We start from the raw sequence: 18,100 nt of genomic DNA on the forward strand, positions 1-18,100 counted from the left end.
AACTGCTACAGTCGCCCGGTCCATCGCCGCTGGGGTTGTGTCTGGTGAATGCCGTGCTGGAGGGGTCTGAGGCGTCGTCCGCTGCGCCGGAGCTGCGGGTCATCGCGCGGCTGCGCGACAACGGCCGGCTCAAAGACGTCGATCTCGCCCGCGCGCAACGCTTGCATGCCGAGGCGGGGGGCAGCCTGCTGGGGCTGCTGGCCCGGCTGGGCCTGGTGTCCGAGCGCGATCATGCCGAAGCCTGCGCTGCGGAGTTCGATCTGCCGCTGCTGGCCGGGCGCGAGCTGCCAGACGAACCGCCCGAGGCGGCCGAAGGCGCGACGCCGCTGTCGGTGCGCTTCCTGCGCCAGTTCCACGTGCTGCCGATCGGCGAGCAGGACGGCCGTCTGCGGCTGTGGATGTCCGATCCCTACGACGCTTACGCGCTCGATGCCGTGCGCCTGGCGACCGGGCGCGAACCGGTGCCTGCAGTGGGCCTGCGGTCGGAAATCGACGATGCGATCGAGCGCTGGCATGGCCAGGGGCGCAGCGCGATGGGCACGATCGTCGAGTCGGCCGACGGCGAGGGCGGCGGCGATGTCGACGATGTCGAGCACCTGCGCGATCTGGCGTCCGAGGCGCCGGTGATCCGGCTGGTCAATCTGGTGATCCAGCGCGCGGTGGAACTGCGCGCCTCCGACATCCACATCGAGCCGTTCGAGAGCCGGCTCAAGGTCCGCTACCGCGTCGACGGTGTGCTGATCGACGGCGAGAGCCCGCCGGTCAATCTGACCGCCGCGGTCATCAGCCGCATCAAGATCATGGCCCGGCTCAACATCGCCGAGCGTCGCCTGCCGCAGGACGGACGCATCATGCTGCGCGTGCAGGGCAAGGAGCTCGATCTGCGTGTGAGCAGCGTGCCGACCGCGCATGGCGAGAGCGTGGTGATGCGTCTGCTCGACCGCGAGACGGTGGTGTTCGACTTCCAGCGGCTCGGCTTCGACGGCGCGTTCCTGCCGCAGTTCCAGAAGGTGCTCGACCAGCCGCACGGCATTCTGCTGGTGACCGGTCCGACCGGCTCGGGCAAGACGACGACGCTCTACACCGCGCTGTCGCAGCTCAACACGCCGGACGTGAAGATCATCACGGTCGAGGATCCGGTCGAGTACCAGATCGAAGGCATCAACCAGATCCAGGCCAAGCCGCAGATCGGTCTGGACTTCGCCAATGCGCTGCGCTCGATCGTGCGCCAGGATCCGGACATCATCATGATCGGCGAAATGCGCGACCTGGAAACCGCGCGCATTGCGATCCAGTCGGCACTGACCGGGCACCTGGTGCTCAGTACGCTGCACACCAACAATGCCGCCGGCGGTATCACCCGCATGCTCGACATGGGCGTGGAGGACTACCTGCTGACCTCGACGGTCAACGGCATCCTGGCCCAGCGCCTGGTGCGCCGGCTCGAGCCGACGCATGCGGTGCGCTATGCGGCCTCGCCCGAGGAGATCGAGCGCTTCGAACTGCGCCGCCATCAGCCCGAAGGCGAGATCCATCTCTACCGCCCGGGCCCGTCGGCTGTGGCGCCGACGGGTTATCTGGGGCGCACCACGATCGTCGAGTTCCTGGTCATGAACGACGAGATCCGGCGCGCGGTGATGCGCCATGCGGGCATGGGCGAACTTGAAGACTTGGCGCGGCGTGCGGGCATGCGCACGATGTACGAAGACGGGATCGCCAAGGCCCTGCGCGGGCTGACGACGATCGAGGAAGTGCTGCGGGTGACCGAGGAGGCATGATGCCGCAAGACACGCGAAGTACGCACCGCCACCGCCCCAGCACCCTGCAATGACCCTCTACCGCTACAAGGCCCTCAACACCCGCGGCGAAGTGCTCGACGGCACCATGGACGCCGCCAGCGAGGCCGAGGTCGCGCTGCGCCTGCAGGAGCAGGGGCACCTGCCGGTGGAGGCGCGTCCGGCGAGTGAGGCGCGCGGGCTCGCCGACTGGCGGACGGCGTTCAAGCCCAAGCCGTTCTCGGGTCAGCGCCTGGTGCAGTTCACCCAGCAACTGGCGACCTTGCTGCATGCCGGGCAGCCGCTCGATCGTGCATTGACGATCCTGCTCGATCTGCCGGAGGAACCGGAAGCCAAACGCACGATCACCGAATTGCGCGACGCGGTGCGCGGTGGTGTGTCGCTGTCGACGGCACTGGAGCGGCAACACGGCACGTTCTCGCGGCTGTACGTGAACATGGTGCGCGCGGGCGAGGCCGGCGGCAGCCTGGAGGACACGCTGCAGCGGTTGGCCGACTATCTCGAACGCGCACGCGCCTTGCGCGGCCGGGTGATCAACGCGCTGATCTATCCCGCGATCCTGATCGTCATGGTCGGCGCCTCGCTGATGTTCCTGCTGGGCTATGTCGTGCCGCAGTTCGCAGCGATGTACGACAGCCTCGACGCCGAATTGCCGGTGTTCACGCGCTTGGTGCTCGGCGTCGGCAGCTTCGTGCGCGACTGGTGGATCGTGCTGTTGATCGTGCCCGTGCTGGCGGCCTACGCCTTCGCGCTGAAGTTGCGCGATGCCCGGTTCCGGGCGCGCTTCGATGCCTGGCTGCTCGAACGCCGGCTGGCCGGTCCGCTGGCCGCGCGCATCGAGACCGCGCGGCTGGCGCGGACATTGGGCACGCTGTTGCGCAACGGCGTGCCGTTAATCACGGCGCTGGGCATCGGCCGCAACGTGCTGGGCAACCTGGCGCTCGCGGCCGATGTGGAGGCCGCAGCGGGGGAAGTGAAGAATGGCGTCGGGCTTTCGACCGCACTCTCACGCGGCGGGCGCTTTCCGCGGCTGGCGATCCAGATGGTCCAGGTCGGCGAGGAATCGGGCGCCCTTGATGCGATGCTGATGCGCACCGCGGACACCTTCGACCAACAGACCGGACAGTCGCTCGACCGCATGCTCGCGGCCTTGGTGCCCGCGATTACGATGCTGCTCGCACTGGTGGTGATGGTGGTGATCCTGGCGGTGCTGGTGCCGATCTACGACCTGACCAGTGTGATCGGGTGAAACGCCGCCCGTCGTGATGGGCGATTGGTGAGCGACGGCTCACCTCGCTCCTGCCATCTGCGCGCGCTCGAACGACGGATCACGCGAAGTCGATCACCGCATCGCCCATCACCGCGCACTGCGCGGCCGCGCAGCACGCGCAGGCTCGCGCCAGCGCAGCCATAGCAGCACGGTCGCGGCGCCCGCGCTCGCTACGCCCCACAGGCCGACGGCGCCCTGCGCCGGGCCCCAGATGTGCACGCACGCCCAGGCCGCGAGCGTCAGCACGAAGCCGCCTGCCCAGCGAAAAGCACGTCGGCGTGCAGGCGTGGGCGTGCCGCCGATGACCGCCGCGTGGTGGCGGTCCATCGCCAGCGCCAGCGCGGCGAAGCCGGCGGCCGCGAGCAGGGTGGCCAGCACGACCAGGACGGCGCTCATGCCGGCACCTGCGTATCGCCGACGCGCGCACGCCGTGGCAGTCGCGCCGGGGCGCGGCGCGCGTGGCGATCGACCGCCCAGGCCGCCCAGCCCAGCGCCGCACCCAGGACCAACAGGCCGATCTCCATCGTCGCCATCGCGGTGTCGCCGGCGGCCAGGCTGGCGAACAGCCCGTGGTGCGTTGCGATCAGGTTGTAGACCGGCAGCGCCGCGAACAGCAGGGCGCCAATCGCCAGTTGTTCGCGCCAGGCCGCGACCGGCCGGCGCACGCAGGCGTGCAACACGCACGCCAGCCAGAACAGGAAGAATAGGTGGATCTCCCATTGCGCACGCTCGGCCATGCCGGTGGGCAGCAGCCGGTTGGCCCAGAAGAAGACCGCCATCGCGGCCGGCAGGCCGGCGACGAAGCCGATGTTGAGCGATTCGACCAACCGGAAGCCAAAGTGGGGGCGCGCCGGGTCCGGCAACTGCGCGCGCCGCTTCACCGTCCACAGCACCAGCCCGCTGGCGACCATCAGCGTGCCGGCCAGGCTCGACAGGAAGAACAGCCAGCGCATGGTCATCGGGGCGAAGCGCGCGGCATGCAGTCCGACCATGCCGTCGCGGGTGTCGGCGGCCGCGCCCTGCGACGGCGTGCGCCAGACGAGTGCGCCGCTGGTGCCCGAGAACGCCATCGACTCGTAGTCGTAGACGATGCGCGCATCGGTGCTGCGCGAGGCCACGACTTGCGCGGCGGCATCGCCGGGCAGGTCGATGCGCAGCGTGTCGACGCGGTCGGGCTGCCAGCCGGCGGCCGCACGCACGCGCATCGCCTCGACGTCGCCCAGCGGCGCCGGCGTGCCGCTGCGCTCGACGGTCGGCGCCTGCGGGAACAGTTCGGCGTAGAACGCCTGCGCGTCGGCGTAGCGGGCATCGACGCCGAACGGCATGTACAGCGCCATCAGCGTGATCAGGCCGGTGTAGGTGATCATCAGGTGGAACGGCAGCGCCAGCACCGCCAGCGCGTTGTGGCCGTCGAGCCAGCTGCGCTGGCCTTTGCCGCGGCGGAAGGTGAAGAAGTCGGCGAAGATCTTGCGGTGCGTGACCACGCCGCTGACGATCGCCACCAGCATGAACATCGCGCAGATGCCGGCCAGCCAGCGCCCCCACAGCACCGGCATGTAATGCATGTCGAAATGCAGCCGGTAGAAGAAATCGCCGCCTCGGGTGTCGCGGACCGCAACCGCGTGGCCGTCGGCGTCCAGCCAGGTGCGCGAGGCGTACGCCTCGCGGAACGACTGCCCCGGCATGCGCCACGACACCTGGGTACCGGTGGTGCGCGGCCCGGGCAACTGCACGGTCCACGCGTCCGCGCCCTGGGCGTGCGTCTCCAGCCACGCCAGGGCCTGGCGGGTGGCGGTCGCGGCCTCGACCGGGGCGCCCAATTCGGGGGTCATCCAGCGGGTGATTTCTTCGCGCCAATACGCGCTGGTGCCGGTCAGGAACATCGCATAGAGCACCCAGCCCACCAGCAGCCCGCTCCAGGTGTGCAGCCAGGCCTGCGACTGGCGAAAGCCGCGGCTCATGCCGGCGCTCCGGTCAACGCGACGACCGTGCCCGCCACGGCCGCGATGCCGGCCAGCCACAGGCCGGCACGCAGGCCGTCGCGCGCCGCGAACGTGGCCATCACACCGGCCGCGAACAACGCGAACGACAGCAGCGTGGCGGTCACCGCCGCCGACAGCGCGCCGCCAGGCAGCAGGCGTGCGATCGCCACGACCGCCAAGGCGGTGACGGCGTAGTTGCCGGGCACCGCGACCACAATGCGGCACAGCACATCCAGGCGGACGGCGGTCGGCGTCCGGTCGCGCTGGGCGCGGGCGGTCAAGGGAGCGGGGGTGGGCATTGCGGGCGTCAGGCAGGGCGGCGACGGCGATGATATCAAATGCGAATCATTTACAACTAGATTGGGCGCCGAGCCTCAGCCGTCGATCTTGCCGAAGCCGGGCTTCCCGGTCGATCGTCTGTGCGGCATACAATCCGGACTCGATCCCAAGACGAGGCAGCGCCCCATGCATCACTCCCTCCGATCGCGTCGCGGGGTCCGCAAGACGGCACAGGGCGGTTTCAGCCTGATCGAGATCATCCTGGTCGTCGTGCTGATCGGCGGCATCGTCGCGTTCGCCGCGAGCCGGATCCTGGGCGGCGGCGATCGCGCCCGGGTCAACCTGGCCAAGGCCCAGGTGCAGACCCTGGCCGAGAAGGTCCATCAGTTCGAGATGGACACCGGCCGCTTGCCCAACGCCCTGAACGACTTGGTCGTCCAGCCCGGCGATGCCAGTGGCTGGCTCGGGCCATACGCGAAGGAAGGCGAACTGCGCGACCCCTGGAACACGCCCTACGAATACCGCGCGCCGGGCGATAGCCAGCCCTTCGAGATCGTCAGCTTCGGGGCCGATCGCAAGCCTGGCGGCGACAGCGTCAACGCCGATATCCGCTACGAATGATCCTGCGGCGGCCGCGACCGACGGCGCCGCGGCCGCCCACGGACCGCACGGCGCCGGGGCACCAGCGCGGCTTTTCGCTGCTGGAGGTCCTGCTGGTCGTCGGCCTGATCGCGGTGACCGGGGTGCTTGCCGCGGCGGCAATGAGCGGTGGCTTCGACCGCATCGCGCTGCAGTCGACCGCCAAGGAACTGGCCGCGCAGTTGCGCTACACGCGGACCCAGGCGATCGCGACCGGTGAGCCGCAGCGCTTCGTGCTCGATCCCGAGGCGCGCACCTGGCGGGCGCCTAACGGTCGGCATGGCGAGATTCCGGCCAAGCTCGATGTCGAATTCACCGGCGCGCGCGAACTGCAGACCTCGCAGAGCGAGGGCGCGATCGTGTTCTTCGCCGACGGCGCGGCCACCGGCGGCCGGATCCGGGTGATGCTGCGCGGCGCGGCCTGGCAGGTCGATGTCGCCTGGCTGACCGGAGAAGTGCGGCTGGGCAGAGGCGAACAATGAACCGCCCGGGCGCAGGACGCGGCCAGGCCGGCTACACGTTGATCGAGGTCATCGTGGCCTTCGCCGTGCTGGGGTTGGGCCTGATGCTGTTGCTGGGCACGTTGTCCAACGGCACCCGACAGGTCCGTTGGGCGGCCGATGCCGGGCGTGCCGCACTGCATGCACGTTCGCTGCTCGACGGCGTCGGCCTGTCGATCCCGGTCGTGCCGGGCCAGCGCAACGGCAGCTTCGAGGACGGCCGCTACCGCTGGACGCTCGCGATCGTGCCGTACGTCGATCCCGAACTGCCGCCCGCCGAGCCGCTCGCGCAGGGCGGACCGCAGGTGTACGAACTGACGCTGGCGATGGACTGGGGCGAGGCCGGCCCGCGCGAGCGCCTGCAGGTGCGCACCCTGCGGTTGCATGCGCCCGAGCAGACCGGACCGGCGACGCCATGAGCCGCCCGGCCCGCGGCTTTACACTGATCGAAGTGCTGGTGGCGACCGCGCTGCTGGCCGCCGGCCTCGCGCTCGCGCTGACCACCTTGCGCGCGGCCACCGCGACCGTCGAGCGCGGCGAAGCGCTGGCCCAGCGCAGTGAGCGCATGCGCGCGGTCGAAGGCTTCCTGCGCCGCCGGATCGCCTCGGCGTTGCCAATGGGCTTCGAGGTCGACGAGACCACCGGCGAGCCAGTGCGCTTTGTCGGCGAAGCGCAGCGGCTGCGCTTCGTCGCCGACCTGCCGGACTACCTGGGCCAGGGCGGGCCGCACCTGCATGACCTCGCGGTCGACGACGACGGCAAGCCGCAGCGCCTGACCGCGGCGTTCGCGATGGTGCTGAGCGGACGCACGGTCGAGGAGGCCGCGCCGCGCCCGCCCGAACCGCTGATCGACGACCTGACCGCACTGCGCCTGCGCTATCGCGGCTTCGACGCCACCGGTGCGCTCGGCGAATGGGGCGAGCGCTGGGGGCCGGCGACCTTGCCGTTGCAGGTCGAGATCGCGATCGAGACCGAGCGCGATGGCGCCTGGCCGCTGCTGGTCGTCACCTTGCCGCAGGGCAGCGGGCAACCTGCGCGGGAGGCCTTGCCATGAGCCGAAGCCGGGGCGCGGCGCTGTTGCTGGTGTTGTGGTTGATCGTGCTGCTGTCGGCGCTGGTCGGCGCCTTCGCGCTCACCGCACGCATCGAGAACCAGCAGGGGCGCGTGCTGGCACGCGGCACTGTGGGCGATGCCGCCGCGCGTGCCGGGCTCGAATACGCGTTGATGCGGCTGGCGTTGCCGGACCCGGCCCTGCGCTGGCAGCCCGACGGGCGGCCCTACGCCTGGCAGTTCCATGACATGGCCGTGGAGATCCGGATCGTCGACGAGACCGGCAAGGTCGATCTCAACGCGGCCGGCAGTGACTTGCTGGCTGCGCTGCTGCATGCGGTGGGCGCCGAGCCGGACGTGGCGGCGCAAGTGGCCGGCGCGATCGTCGACTGGCGCGACGAAGACGACTTGGTGCAGCCGGTGGGCGGCGCCGAGCGCGCCGAGTACGCGGCGCAGGGGCGCGCGTATGGCGCCAAGAACGCGCCATTCGAGACCGTGGCCGAGGTCCAGCAGGTGCTCGGAATGACGCCGGCGCTGTTCGAGGCGGTGGCGCCGCACCTGACCATTTACGGCCGTCTGCCGTCGCCCGATCCGCAATTCGCCGATGCGGTGGTGCTGCAGGCGATGGGCGTCGACGCCGATCCGATTCTGGCCGCGCGCGCCGCCACCGGTGCACTGCTTGCCGAGGCGGTGCTGGGTGGCGGCAGCGGCACGTATAGTATCGACAGCCGTGCGCGGCTCGAAGGGGGACGGAGCGCGCGGTTGCGGGCAGTGGTCAGGACCGGCGCTGGCGCCGTACCGGGCACGGCATACAGCGTGCTGCGTTGGGAGGAGGGAGCTTCACCGCGATGATGTCCGCAACACCCGCATCACCGGGCGCGTCCGCGCCGCCGCGCCGCGGCTGGCGCCCGGACGGGCGAACCTGGGCCCGCGTTCGCAGCGCGTTGGCGTGGTGGCGCGCCGCGCTCGCGGCCTGGCTGCCGCCGCGCGTGCGCGAACTGTTCGGACTGTCCGGTCGCCGCCTTCTGCTGCAGCCGCAGGGCGATGACCTGCGGTTGGTCCTGCACGAAGCGCGTGAAACACGTGAGCTGGCGCAGGTGCCGCTGGCTGAATTGGCAGGCCGCGCCGGCGATCCGTTGGCGACGTTGCTGGGCGATCGCTTGGCCGGGACGCCGCGCTGGCTGCTGCTGCCCGCCCAGGCGGGATTGCGTCGGCGCATGCTGCTGCCCGAAGCCGCCGCCGATCGCTTGCACGATGTGCTCGGCTTCGAGATCGACCGGCAGACGCCGTTCGCCGCCGGCGACGTGCGGCATGGGCACCGCCTGCTGGGGCGCCGCGGCGACGGCCAACTCGAGGTCGAACTGGTGGTGGTGCCGCGGGCGACGATCGAAGCGGAACTCGCGGCGCTTGGCACCCTGGCGCCGACGCTCGCCGGCATCGACCTGGCCGAGGGCGACCGCCCGCTCGGGGTCGACCTGATCGACGCCGAGCGCCGGCGCCGACGCGAAGATCCCCAGCGCCGCTTGCAATGGCTGCTCGCGGCGATCGCCGTGTTGCTGACGGTGGCCGGCCTGTGGCAGATGCGCGAGAACCGCGCCGCCGCGGCCGATGCCTTGCAGGCGAAGGTCGAAGCCGAGGCGATCCGCGCGCGTGCGGCGTCCGCGCAGCGCCAGCAACTGGCCGATCTGCGCGAGGGCATGGCCTTCCTGCAGGCCCAGCGGGCTGCGCGGCCCACCACGGTCGCCGTCCTCGACGAACTGAGCCGGCGGCTACCCGACAGTACCTCGCTGGAGAAAGCGGCGATCGAGGGCAACCGGATCCTGTTGATCGGCCTGAGCACCGAGGCCTCGGCGCTGGTCGGACAACTGGAGGGGTCGCCGCTTTGGCACTCGCCGGCGCTTGCTGGGGCGTTGCAGAACGACCCGCGGACGCGCTCGGATCGCTTCACGTTGACCGCCGAACTCGCGCCGCCGCCCGCGCCCACCGCGCCGCCACCGCAGGAGGCCGCCCGTGTCGACGATGCCCGATAGTCCGGTGCCCGCGCGCGACCGCTGGCTGGCGCTGGGTCTGCTGCTGGGCGCGCTGCTGCTCGGCTATCTGGTGCTGCTGCACCCCTGGTGGACACAGCCGATGCGGGACCTGGGGACGCGCATCGATTCGCTGCAGGAGCGCGAACTGCGCATCCGCCGCGAACTCGAGCAGGCGCCGCAGGTCCGCGCCGAACTCGAACGTGCGCGCGAGGCGATGGCGGCGGCGCCCGGCTTCATGCCGCAGCCGAGCGTCGAACTGGCGACCGCGGCCTTGGTACAGCGGCTCGAGAACGCGGTGCTCGAGGCCAGTCCCGGCAACCGCAGCTGCGCGATCAGCAACCGCTCGCCGCTGGCCGGCGGCCGCAACGACCGCTACCCGCGTGCGACCGTGCAGGTGCGGCTGCGCTGCGGCATGCCGGAACTGGCCGCGGTGCTGCATTCGCTGGAAGCGGGCACGCCCCGGCTGTTCGTCGACAACCTGAACATTCTCAGCCAGCGGCACACGCTGGCCGCGGGTGCCGCCAGCGGCGGCGTTGACGTGAGCTTCGACCTGTCCGGTTATGTGCTGCCGGGTCCGTCCGCACCCGCGGCGGCGCCTGGTGCGGAGGCGACGACCGATGCGGGTTGATCGGCTCAATCCCCAGACCTGGCTGATCGGCGCCGTCGCGGCGTGGGCGCTGCTGTTCCTGGTGCTGACCTTGGCCGGCCTGGGCGGGCGCATCGGTCAGCGCGAGGACGAGGACGACCCGTCGGCGGCAACCGCACCGGCGATGCCGGACGTGGCTCCTCAGCCGCCGCTGTCGCAGTACGGGGAGATCGCGGCGCGGCCGCTGTTCTCGGCAGATCGTAAACCGCACCCATTCTTCATCGACCCGCAGGACGAAGGCGGCGAGGCCGCGCCAGGCTTCGACTTTGTGTTGACCAGCGTGTTGCGGACGCCCGATTTCGCGATGGCGATCCTGCAGCCCAGCGGGGGCGGCGAATCGATCCGCCTGCGCATCGGCGAGGCGCCGCCAACCACGCCCGGCTGGGTGCTCGGCAGCGTGGACGCGCGCAGCGTCGTGTTCAACGGCCCCGAGGGCCCGCGCACGCTGGAACTGCGTGTGTTCGACGGCACCGGCGGCCAGCCGCCGACACCGATGACCACGCCGGTCGCCCAGGACCGCACCATGCAGATGCCGCTGCGGCGGCCGCCGCCCGCGACCGATCCGACGCCGCCCGATATTCCCCAGGCTGGCGATGCCGGGCGCGCCCAGGCCCGGGACGGTGCGCGCAACCGCGCACCGCCAGGCGGCGCGCAGGCGGCCGGCAACGAAGTGGACGCGACAGCGGAGGCGCAGGTCGAGGCGATCCGTCGCCGGATCGAGGAGCGGCGCGCGCGCCTGCGCCAGGAACAGCAACAGCAGCCATCTCGGCCGTCGCCCTCGCCGCAGCCGTCCCCCACCCCCGTCCAGGACCCGTAGACTCCAGTCGATGAAGCCTCTTTCGATGACTCCCGCCCTTCCGTCCAGGACGCTCGCGATCGGCATCTGCATCGCATTGCTCGCCGGCTGTGCCACGGCCCCGCCGCCGACCGTTCGGCGCGACGCCGATCTGCGCCAAGGGGTGGAGGCCGATGCCTCGGGCGTCGCCGACGGGCCACGCGTGCAGTCGCTGGTCGACGATGACGACCGCCCGCGTCCGCAGATCCGTCGCGGCAGCGGCACGGTGATCAATCGCGGTGCCGCGGCCGCGCCGCCACCGACGCTCGGCACTACCACCACCGGGCAGGCGTCGTTCAATTTCGAGGGTGAATCGGTCCATGCGGTCGCCAAGGCGATCCTCGGCGACATGCTCGGACAGAACTACGTCATCGCGCCGGAAGTGCAGGGCACGGTCACGCTGGCCACGCCCAAGCCGGTGAGCGCGGCGCAGGCGCTGAGCCTGCTGGAGATGGTGCTGGGCTGGAACAACGCCCGGATGATCTACAGCGATGGCCGCTACAACATCGTGCCGGCCGACACCGCGCTCGCCACCGGCACGGTCGCGCCGCGCACCGGCGGCACCGGGGCGGCGCGCGGCTTCGAGGTGCGCACGGTGCCGCTGCGCTACATCTCCGCGACCGAGATGGAGAAGGTGCTCGAGCCTTACGCGCGCCCGAACGCGATCGTCGGCGCCGACAACGCACGCAACGTCATCACGATCTCGGGCAGTCGCTCCGAACTCGACAACTACCTGCGCACGATCGAGATCTTCGACGTCGACTGGCTGTCGGGCATGTCGGTGGGCGTGTTCCCGCTGCAGTCGGGCAAGGCCACGCAGGTAGTCGCCGATCTGGAGAAGGTGTTCGGCCAGGACAGCGAATCGCCGGTCGCCGGCATGTTCCGCTTCATGCCGCTCGAAGGCGCGAACGCGGTGCTGGTGATCACGCCGCAGGCCGATTACCTGGGCGAGATCCAGCAGTGGCTCGAGCGCATCGACAACGCCGGCCAGGAGCCGCGGTTGTTCTCGCTCGAACTGAAATTCATCAAGGCGCGCGAGCTCGCGCAACGCTTGTCGGAGGTCTTCGGCAGCAGCGGTGGCAGCAGCGGCCAGGACAGCGCCTCTTTGATGCCGGGCCTGAGCGGCAACACGCTGCGCAGCGGTGGTCTTGATGGCAGCACATCGGGTAGCCGCGGCGGGCTCGATTCGTCGACGGGCGGCCTGGGCAGTAACTCAGGGATGGGCGGCGGCCGGGGCGGCCGCGGCGGCATGCGCGGTGGCGGTGGCAGCGGCGGGGACATCGGCCAGATGCAGCTCGACGAGCGCCAGGATGGGCCCAGCAGCGTGACCCTGGAGGTCGGCGGCGACCGCGTTGGCGTGTCGGCGGTCGACGAGACCAACACGCTGCTCGTGCGCACGACACCGGCGGCGTGGCGGTCGATCCGCGATGTCGTCGAACGGCTCGACGTGATGCCGGCGCAGGTGCATATCGAGGCGCAGGTGGTGGAGGTGACGCTCAAGGGCGAGCTCAGGTACGGCGTCAACTGGTTCATTGAGAAGGGGATGTCCGACAACAGCATTGGACCCTTCGGGCCCTCTGGCGCCGGGCAAGGACTGGCTGGCCCAACCCGCTGGAGCACGCTGGGCGCCAGCATTGGGGGCGTATCGGGACCTGGCCTGGCCTGGACACTGGTCAAGAACGATGCCGCGGCAGTGATCGACGCTTTGGACGAGGTCACCGACGTCAACATTTTGCAGTCGCCGTCTGTGTTCGTTCGCAACAATGCGATGGCGGAGTTCAACGTTGGCGCGAGCATTCCGATCTCGACCACCAGCGTCAATCCAATTCTCGGCGACAGCAGCTATACCAGCGTGCAGTACCTGGAGACCGGTACGATCTTGAAGGTACGGCCGCGTGTGACCCGCGACGGCATGGTGTTCCTGGATATCGTGCAGGAAGTCAGTTCCCCGGGTCCGAGCAGTACCGCAGATGCGCAGGGCAACGTCCGCATCGACACCCGGCGGCTGAAGACCGAAGCGGCGGTGCAGGCTGGCGATACGGTGATGCTGGCCGGCCTCATCAAGGACGAGGTCGGACGGTCCTCAAAAGGATTGCCCGGCCTGAGCCGGATTCCGGTGTTCGGCAGCCTGTTCGGATCCCAGGCGACGAGCAACGAGCGTAGCGAAGTCATCGTGCTGCTGACGCCGACGATCGTGCGCAATCCGCAGGAAGCGCGCCAGTTGACCGACGAGTACGGCCGTCGCTTCCGTGCGTTGCAGCCGCTGCAACCGCGCGACTGACATGGCCGGGGACGCGCGCCGATGACGGCACTGCCGGTGGTGTTGCTGCCGGTCGGGCACGACGACGATGCGCTCGACGCCTGTCTGGCCGCACTCGACGCGGGCACGCCTGCGGGTACACAGGTGTGGTTGGCCGACGACGCGCGCATCGGGCCGCGCGGCGCGCAGATCGTGCAGCGCTGGCTGGCCAGCACGCCGTTGCAGGCCGACTACACCTGCCGCCAGCGCGGGGTCGGCGAGGTCGCGCACCTGGACGATGTGCTGCGCGCCTGCGGCGATGCCGATGTCGTCGTGCTCGCGCCCGATGCCGTGCCGCTGCCCGGCTGGCTGGTCGAGTTGGCTGCGTGCTTCGCGCGTGATGCCTCGATCGCGACCGCGACGCCCTGGTGCAATGCTGGTGAGGCTGCCTCGTGGCCCCGCATCGGCGAGATCGCATCGGTGCCGGATGATCCGCTGCGCCTCGCACGTGCCTGCCAGCAGTTGCCGCCGCTGCATCCTGAGCTGCCGGCCGCGATCGACCACGCGGTCCTGCTGCGCGGCAACGCCCGGCGCAAGGCGGGTGGGCTGGACGCCGCGAGTTACGGGTCCTGGTATGCCGCGCTGATCGATCTGTCGCTGCGCATGGCCGGCCTGGGCTGGCGCAACGCGTTGTGCGAGACCGCGTTCGTCGCGCGCGGCGGCGAGGGCGGTCCGCGCGAGGGCGACATGGATGCGCTCGCGGCCCGCTGGCCGTCCTGGCATGCGCGGCTGGCGACCTATCTGATGAATGACCCGCTGCACGCCTGTCGCGCACAGTTGCAGCGCCGCTATGCGGCGCTCGAAAACGCACCGACCCAGCAGGGACTGTTCGCCGCACACGACCTCGCTGATGAAAGCGGTGCGCCTGCAGACGGAGACGCGGATCCGGCCGACACGCCGTCGCCCAACGACGCAACGGTCACGCAGACCGAGGGCGGGACCTCACTGCGATGATTGCATCGTCACCTCCGACGCCTGCGGCCGATGTGGTCGCCGTCGTTGTCACTCACCAGAGCGCGAGCACGATCGACGCCTGCCTGCGTCGTCTGCGCGAGGCCGATGGCGTGGCGCAGATCCGGATCGTCGACAACGGCTCGATCGACGAGACCTTGGCGATTGTGCAGCGTCATGCCTCGCTCGATCCGCGCGTGCATTTCATCGGCAACCCCGACAATCCCGGTTTCGCGGTCGCCTGCAACCAAGGCGCGCGCGATGCCGACGCGCCCTGGATCGCCTTCGTCAATCCGGATTGCCTGGTCGAAGTGGACACGCTGACGCGGCTCCGCGCGCATGCCGATGCGCTCGCTGGCGAGTGCCTGCTGGGTAGCGAACTGCTCGGCGAAGACGGTGTGGCCGATGCGGCCGCCCGGCGCCGGGATCCCGATTTCGTCGCGATGCTGCGCACCGCATCCGCGCGCGATCTCTCGCTGCCGCGCGATGCGGCGCAGCCGCTGCAGCGCGTGGACGCGGTGTCGGGTGCGCTGATGCTGCTGCCGCGTACGCTGTTCGATCGCATCGACGGCTTCGACACCGGCTACCGGCTGCATGCCGAGGATCTCGATCTGTGCCGCCGCGCCCGCGAGGCGGGTGCCAAGGTCGCGGTCGCCAACGATGTTGCGGTGCTGCACGTGCGCGGCGTCTCCAGCCGCGTGCGTCCGCTGTTCGTCGAGTGGCACAAGCACCGCGGGCTGTGGCGCTACTTCCGCCGCTTCGAGGCGCCGCAGCGGACGCTCGCGCAGCGGGTCGGCGTGTGGCTGGCGATCTGGCTGCGCTTCCCGCTGGCCGTCCTGCGCCGGCTGTAGCCGCTGGGCCGAAGTGTTCTGCCGCCGGTGACCGGTGCAGGCGCTTTCGCCACTGTCCACGCGCTAGGCTAGCCGGGCTCTTTTCGTGGATCTCCCCATGCCGATCATCCAGTCCCTGCTCGACACCGACCTGTACAAGTTCACGATGATGCAGGCGGTGCTGCACCAGCACCCCGGTGCGCATGTCGAGTACCGATTCAAGTGCAGGACGCCGGGCATCGACCTAGCGCGCTATCTTGGTGAGATCGGCGAGGAGATCGACGCGCTGTGCGCGCTGCACTTCACCGATGACGAACTGGGCTACGTGCGCGGCCTGCGCTTCATCAAGCCCGACTTCGCCGACTTCCTCGGGCTGTTCCGGCTCGACCGCAAGTACATCGAGTTGCGGCCGTCGGCATCGGTGCCGGGTGAGATCGAGCTCGATATCCGCGGCCCCTGGCTGCACACGATCCTGTTCGAAGTGCCGCTGCTGGCGATCGTGAACGAGGTCTGGTTCCGCAACACCTCGGCGCCGGATTTCGCCGAGGGCGAGCGCCGGCTCCAGGCCAAGGCGGCCCTGTTGCGCGATACGCCCGGCTTCGACGATTGCAAGGTTGCCGACTACGGCACGCGGCGCCGCTACTCGCGACAGTGGCACGGCCACATGCTGCCGTTGTTGCGCGACGCACTGGGCGCGCAGTTCGTCGGCACCAGCAACGTCGATTTCGCACGCCGCTACGGCATGACGCCGCTGGGTACGATGGCGCACGAGTACCTGCAGGCGTTCCAGGCGCTCGGGCCGCGGTTGCGCGACTCGCAGGTCGCCGCGTTGGAGGCCTGGGCCCACGAGTATCGCGGCGACCTGGGCATTGCGCTGTCGGACGTCGTCGGCCTGGACGCGTTCCTGCGCGATTTCGACATGTATTTCTGCAAGCTGTTCGACGGCGTGCGCCACGACTCGGGCGACCCCTTCGTCTGGGGCGACCGCATGCTCGCGCATTTCCAGCACAACCGCGTCGATCCGGCGAGCAAGACCCTGGTCTTCAGCGACGGCCTGGATTTCGCCAAAGTGATGCGGCTCCACGACCACTTCCGCGGTCGCTGCCAGGTCGCGTTCGGGGTCGGCACGCACCTGACCAACGACCTCGGCCCGACGCCCCTGAACATCGTCATCAAGATGGTCCGCTGCAATGGCCAGCCGGTGGCCAAGCTCAGCGATTCGCCGGGCAAAAGCATGTGCGACGACCCCGGCTACCTGAGCTATCTGCGCCAGGTGTTCGGCGTTCCGCCGGAGCAGGCCGCCTGACCGACGGCGTGTGGGCGGCCGCAAGCGGCCGGACGCGTCAGCGATGGCGGTTGATCATGTCGCGCAGCGCGCGCGCCGCCGTGGCCGCGGCCTCGGCGTAATCGTCGCCGCTCGAGGCATAGAGGATCGCGCGCGAGGAACTGACCATCAGCCCGGTGCCGTCGGCGGTCCTGGCATGGGTCACGACCGCCTCGACATCGCCGCCCTGTGCGCCGACGCCGGGCACCAGGAACGGCAGGTCGCCGACGATCGCTCGCACTTCGCGCAACTGCGCCGGCCAGGTCGCCCCGACGACCAGTGCGCAGTTGCCGTGCGCGTTCCAGTCGCGCGCGATGGTCTCGGCGACGTGTTGGTACAGCGGGCGCGTGGCGCCGCCGTGCGCGACCGGCAGGTCCTGCAGGTCGGTGGCGCCGGGATTGGAGGTGCGGCACAGAATCACCACGCCCTTGTCTTCGCGGTCGAGGAACGGCTGCACCGAGTCACGCCCCAGATACGGATTCACCGTGACCGCATCCGCGGCATAGCGCCCGAAGGCCTCGCCCACATACTGCTGGGCGGTGCTGCCGATATCGCCGCGCTTGGCGTCGAGGATCACCGGCACGTCGGGATGCGCGGTACGCAGATGCGCGATCAGCCGCTGCAGCGCGTCCTCGGCACCGAGCGCGGCGAAATGCGCGATCTGCGGCTTGAACGCGCAGGCGTACTCGGCCGTCGCATCGGCGATGTCGCGACAGAAGGCGAACACCGCATCCGGATCGCCGGAAAACCGGGCGGGAAACTTCGCGGGTTCGGGGTCCAGCCCCACGCAGACCAGCGTGTCGGCGGCCTGCCAGCGCGCGCGCAGCGCCTGCATGAAGGAGCGGGGCATGGCGGTCCTCAGGTGACGATGATCGGGGCGTCGTGAGTGACCACGACCGTGTGCTCGAACTGCGCGCCGACGCCCTTCGGGCAGACCAGCGACCAGCCGTCGTCGAGCGCGTCGGTGCGGGTGCTGTGCGTGGCCAGGAACGGCTCGACCGTGATCACCATGCCCGCGTGCAGTCGGCGGGTGTCGCGGCGGTCGTAGTAGCCCGGAATCGAGCCCGGTTCCTCGTGCAGCGCGCGCCCGACGCCGTGGCTCTGCAGATCGCGGATGACCTGGAAGCCGCGACGCGCGGCGACCGTCTCGATGGTCCGGCCGATGCTGTTGAGCATCCCGCCAGCGCGCAACTGGGCGATCGCCGCATCGCGCGCCTCACGGGTCGTATCGAGCAGGCGCTGCTGGGCCGCACTGGCGGTGCCGACGACGAAGCTCGCCCCGGTGTCGGCGAAGAAGCCGTCGAGCTCGGCCGAGACATCGATGTTGACCAGATCGCCGTCGCAAAGCGGCGTCTCGTCCGGGATGCCGTGTGCGACCACCCGGTTGACGCTGATGCAGGTCGCCGCCGGGAAGCCGTAGGTCAGCACCGGCGCCGACTGCGCGCCGGCCTCGCGCAGCATCGCCGCACCGATCGCATCGAGCGCGCGCGGCGTGACGCCCGCGATCGTCTGATCCCGCATCGTGGACAGGATGCCGGCGACCAGCGCACCTGCGCGCCGAAGGCCTCCGAGCTCGTCAGGTGTCTGGATCGTCATCGATAAACCGGGGTCAGAGTCGAATTTTGATCGCGGCGCGCGTCCAGTGGCGGGGGCAGAGAATTCGACTCTG

18 protein-coding genes and 1 pseudogene are annotated in these 18,100 nt (G+C 70.2%); 14 read left to right on the plus strand and 5 right to left on the minus strand.

Features of this window, described 5'->3' with window-relative positions:
- Positions 1-44: 44 nt before the first annotated feature.
- Together gspE and MNO14_RS02725 are read left to right on the plus strand one after the other, a co-directional pair.
- Entirely contained in the window at positions 45-1,778 is a 1,734-nt protein-coding gene (gspE, locus tag MNO14_RS02720) for a type II secretion system ATPase GspE (protein ID WP_241945273.1), read from the plus strand.
- Between the two features lie 49 nt (positions 1,779-1,827).
- A complete protein-coding gene (locus MNO14_RS02725; RefSeq protein ID WP_241945274.1) occupies positions 1,828-3,045 on the plus strand; it encodes a type II secretion system F family protein in 1,218 nt (405 codons plus the stop codon).
- Positions 3,046-3,153: 108 nt separating this feature from the next.
- On the opposite strand, the gene MNO14_RS02730 is transcribed toward MNO14_RS02725, so the two are convergent.
- From MNO14_RS02730 to MNO14_RS02740, 3 genes are read right to left on the minus strand one after another with little or no spacing between them, the layout of a single operon-like run.
- Positions 3,154-3,462, minus strand: coding sequence for a DUF3325 domain-containing protein (locus tag MNO14_RS02730; protein WP_241945275.1), 309 nt, complete (start codon positions 3,460-3,462; stop codon positions 3,154-3,156).
- Positions 3,459-5,027 carry a PepSY-associated TM helix domain-containing protein gene (locus MNO14_RS02735; protein WP_241945276.1) on the minus strand — a complete coding sequence of 523 codons (1,569 nt, stop codon included), beginning with the start codon at positions 5,025-5,027 and terminating at the stop codon, positions 3,459-3,461. The genes MNO14_RS02730 and MNO14_RS02735 overlap by 4 nt, the downstream gene beginning before the upstream one ends.
- Positions 5,024-5,347, minus strand: a complete 324-nt coding sequence (locus MNO14_RS02740) for a hypothetical protein (RefSeq protein WP_241945277.1) — start codon at positions 5,345-5,347, stop codon at positions 5,024-5,026. Before MNO14_RS02740 ends, MNO14_RS02735 begins: the two co-directional genes overlap by 4 nt.
- A gap of 166 nt (positions 5,348-5,513) precedes the next feature.
- Between MNO14_RS02740 and gspG the strand changes: the two genes are divergently transcribed.
- From gspG to pncB, 12 genes and pseudogenes are all read left to right on the plus strand, one after another.
- Positions 5,514-5,948 carry a type II secretion system major pseudopilin GspG gene (gene gspG / locus MNO14_RS02745; protein WP_241945278.1) on the plus strand — a complete coding sequence of 145 codons (435 nt, stop codon included), beginning with the start codon at positions 5,514-5,516 and terminating at the stop codon, positions 5,946-5,948.
- Positions 5,945-6,448 (plus strand): GspH/FimT family pseudopilin, encoded by a 504-nt coding sequence (locus tag MNO14_RS02750; RefSeq protein WP_241945279.1) that lies wholly within the window; start codon positions 5,945-5,947, stop codon positions 6,446-6,448. Before gspG ends, MNO14_RS02750 begins: the two co-directional genes overlap by 4 nt.
- Positions 6,445-6,885, plus strand: coding sequence for a prepilin-type N-terminal cleavage/methylation domain-containing protein (locus MNO14_RS02755; RefSeq protein ID WP_241945280.1), 441 nt, complete (start codon positions 6,445-6,447; stop codon positions 6,883-6,885). Before MNO14_RS02750 ends, MNO14_RS02755 begins: the two co-directional genes overlap by 4 nt.
- Entirely contained in the window at positions 6,882-7,520 is a 639-nt protein-coding gene (locus MNO14_RS02760; protein ID WP_241945281.1) for a prepilin-type N-terminal cleavage/methylation domain-containing protein, read from the plus strand. Before MNO14_RS02755 ends, MNO14_RS02760 begins: the two co-directional genes overlap by 4 nt.
- Positions 7,517-8,368: a type II secretion system protein GspK gene (locus tag MNO14_RS02765; protein WP_241945282.1), complete on the plus strand. Its 852-nt coding sequence runs from the start codon at positions 7,517-7,519 to the stop codon at positions 8,366-8,368. The genes MNO14_RS02760 and MNO14_RS02765 overlap by 4 nt, the downstream gene beginning before the upstream one ends.
- Positions 8,369-8,460: 92 nt before the next feature.
- Positions 8,461-9,546, plus strand: coding sequence for a PilN domain-containing protein (locus MNO14_RS02770; RefSeq protein ID WP_241945283.1), 1,086 nt, complete (start codon positions 8,461-8,463; stop codon positions 9,544-9,546).
- Positions 9,536-10,174: a type II secretion system protein GspM gene (gene gspM / locus MNO14_RS02775; protein WP_241946239.1), complete on the plus strand. Its 639-nt coding sequence runs from the start codon at positions 9,536-9,538 to the stop codon at positions 10,172-10,174. Before MNO14_RS02770 ends, gspM begins: the two co-directional genes overlap by 11 nt.
- Positions 10,164-11,009, plus strand: a complete 846-nt coding sequence (locus MNO14_RS02780; protein WP_241945284.1) for a general secretion pathway protein GspN — start codon at positions 10,164-10,166, stop codon at positions 11,007-11,009. Before gspM ends, MNO14_RS02780 begins: the two co-directional genes overlap by 11 nt.
- Positions 11,010-11,034: 25 nt before the next feature.
- Positions 11,035-13,308 carry a type II secretion system secretin GspD gene (gspD, locus tag MNO14_RS02785; RefSeq protein WP_241945285.1) on the plus strand — a complete coding sequence of 758 codons (2,274 nt, stop codon included), beginning with the start codon at positions 11,035-11,037 and terminating at the stop codon, positions 13,306-13,308.
- A 21-nt stretch (positions 13,309-13,329) separates the two neighbouring features.
- A pseudogene (locus MNO14_RS02790) lies at positions 13,330-14,112 on the plus strand (glycosyltransferase); the annotation flags it as partial.
- Between the two features lie 164 nt (positions 14,113-14,276).
- A complete protein-coding gene (locus MNO14_RS02795) occupies positions 14,277-15,128 on the plus strand; it encodes a glycosyltransferase family 2 protein (protein ID WP_241945286.1) in 852 nt (283 codons plus the stop codon).
- Between the two features lie 97 nt (positions 15,129-15,225).
- A complete protein-coding gene (gene pncB / locus MNO14_RS02800; protein WP_241945287.1) occupies positions 15,226-16,413 on the plus strand; it encodes a nicotinate phosphoribosyltransferase in 1,188 nt (395 codons plus the stop codon).
- A 37-nt stretch (positions 16,414-16,450) separates the two neighbouring features.
- Here pncB and pyrF read toward each other — a convergent pair whose 3' ends face one another.
- Together pyrF and map are read right to left on the minus strand one after the other, a co-directional pair.
- A complete protein-coding gene (pyrF, locus tag MNO14_RS02805) occupies positions 16,451-17,281 on the minus strand; it encodes an orotidine-5'-phosphate decarboxylase (protein ID WP_241945288.1) in 831 nt (276 codons plus the stop codon).
- Positions 17,282-17,289: 8 nt separating this feature from the next.
- Positions 17,290-18,027 (minus strand): type I methionyl aminopeptidase, encoded by a 738-nt coding sequence (map, locus tag MNO14_RS02810; protein ID WP_241945289.1) that lies wholly within the window; start codon positions 18,025-18,027, stop codon positions 17,290-17,292.
- Between the last annotated feature and the right edge of the window lie 73 nt (positions 18,028-18,100).

This window comes from Luteimonas sp. S4-F44 (assembly GCF_022637415.1).
GTDB lineage: Bacteria > Pseudomonadota > Gammaproteobacteria > Xanthomonadales > Xanthomonadaceae > Luteimonas.

Coding starts and splice junctions, on each gene's coding strand:
- gspG (WP_241945278.1), top strand. CDS start 5,514: ATGCATCACTCCCTCCGATCGCGTCGCGGGGTCCGCAAGACGGCACAG.
- MNO14_RS02755 (WP_241945280.1), top strand. CDS start 6,445: ATGAACCGCCCGGGCGCAGGACGCGGCCAGGCCGGCTACACGTTGATC.
- MNO14_RS02735 (WP_241945276.1), bottom strand. CDS start 5,027: ATGAGCCGCGGCTTTCGCCAGTCGCAGGCCTGGCTGCACACCTGGAGC.
- MNO14_RS02795 (WP_241945286.1), top strand. CDS start 14,277: ATGATTGCATCGTCACCTCCGACGCCTGCGGCCGATGTGGTCGCCGTC.
- gspD (WP_241945285.1), top strand. CDS start 11,035: ATGACTCCCGCCCTTCCGTCCAGGACGCTCGCGATCGGCATCTGCATC.
- gspM (WP_241946239.1), top strand. CDS start 9,536: ATGCCCGATAGTCCGGTGCCCGCGCGCGACCGCTGGCTGGCGCTGGGT.
- MNO14_RS02780 (WP_241945284.1), top strand. CDS start 10,164: ATGCGGGTTGATCGGCTCAATCCCCAGACCTGGCTGATCGGCGCCGTC.
- MNO14_RS02750 (WP_241945279.1), top strand. CDS start 5,945: ATGATCCTGCGGCGGCCGCGACCGACGGCGCCGCGGCCGCCCACGGAC.
- pyrF (WP_241945288.1), bottom strand. CDS start 17,281: ATGCCCCGCTCCTTCATGCAGGCGCTGCGCGCGCGCTGGCAGGCCGCC.
- MNO14_RS02740 (WP_241945277.1), bottom strand. CDS start 5,347: ATGCCCACCCCCGCTCCCTTGACCGCCCGCGCCCAGCGCGACCGGACG.
- map (WP_241945289.1), bottom strand. CDS start 18,027: ATGACGATCCAGACACCTGACGAGCTCGGAGGCCTTCGGCGCGCAGGT.
- MNO14_RS02725 (WP_241945274.1), top strand. CDS start 1,828: ATGACCCTCTACCGCTACAAGGCCCTCAACACCCGCGGCGAAGTGCTC.
- MNO14_RS02730 (WP_241945275.1), bottom strand. CDS start 3,462: ATGAGCGCCGTCCTGGTCGTGCTGGCCACCCTGCTCGCGGCCGCCGGC.
- MNO14_RS02760 (WP_241945281.1), top strand. CDS start 6,882: ATGAGCCGCCCGGCCCGCGGCTTTACACTGATCGAAGTGCTGGTGGCG.
- pncB (WP_241945287.1), top strand. CDS start 15,226: ATGCCGATCATCCAGTCCCTGCTCGACACCGACCTGTACAAGTTCACG.
- MNO14_RS02765 (WP_241945282.1), top strand. CDS start 7,517: ATGAGCCGAAGCCGGGGCGCGGCGCTGTTGCTGGTGTTGTGGTTGATC.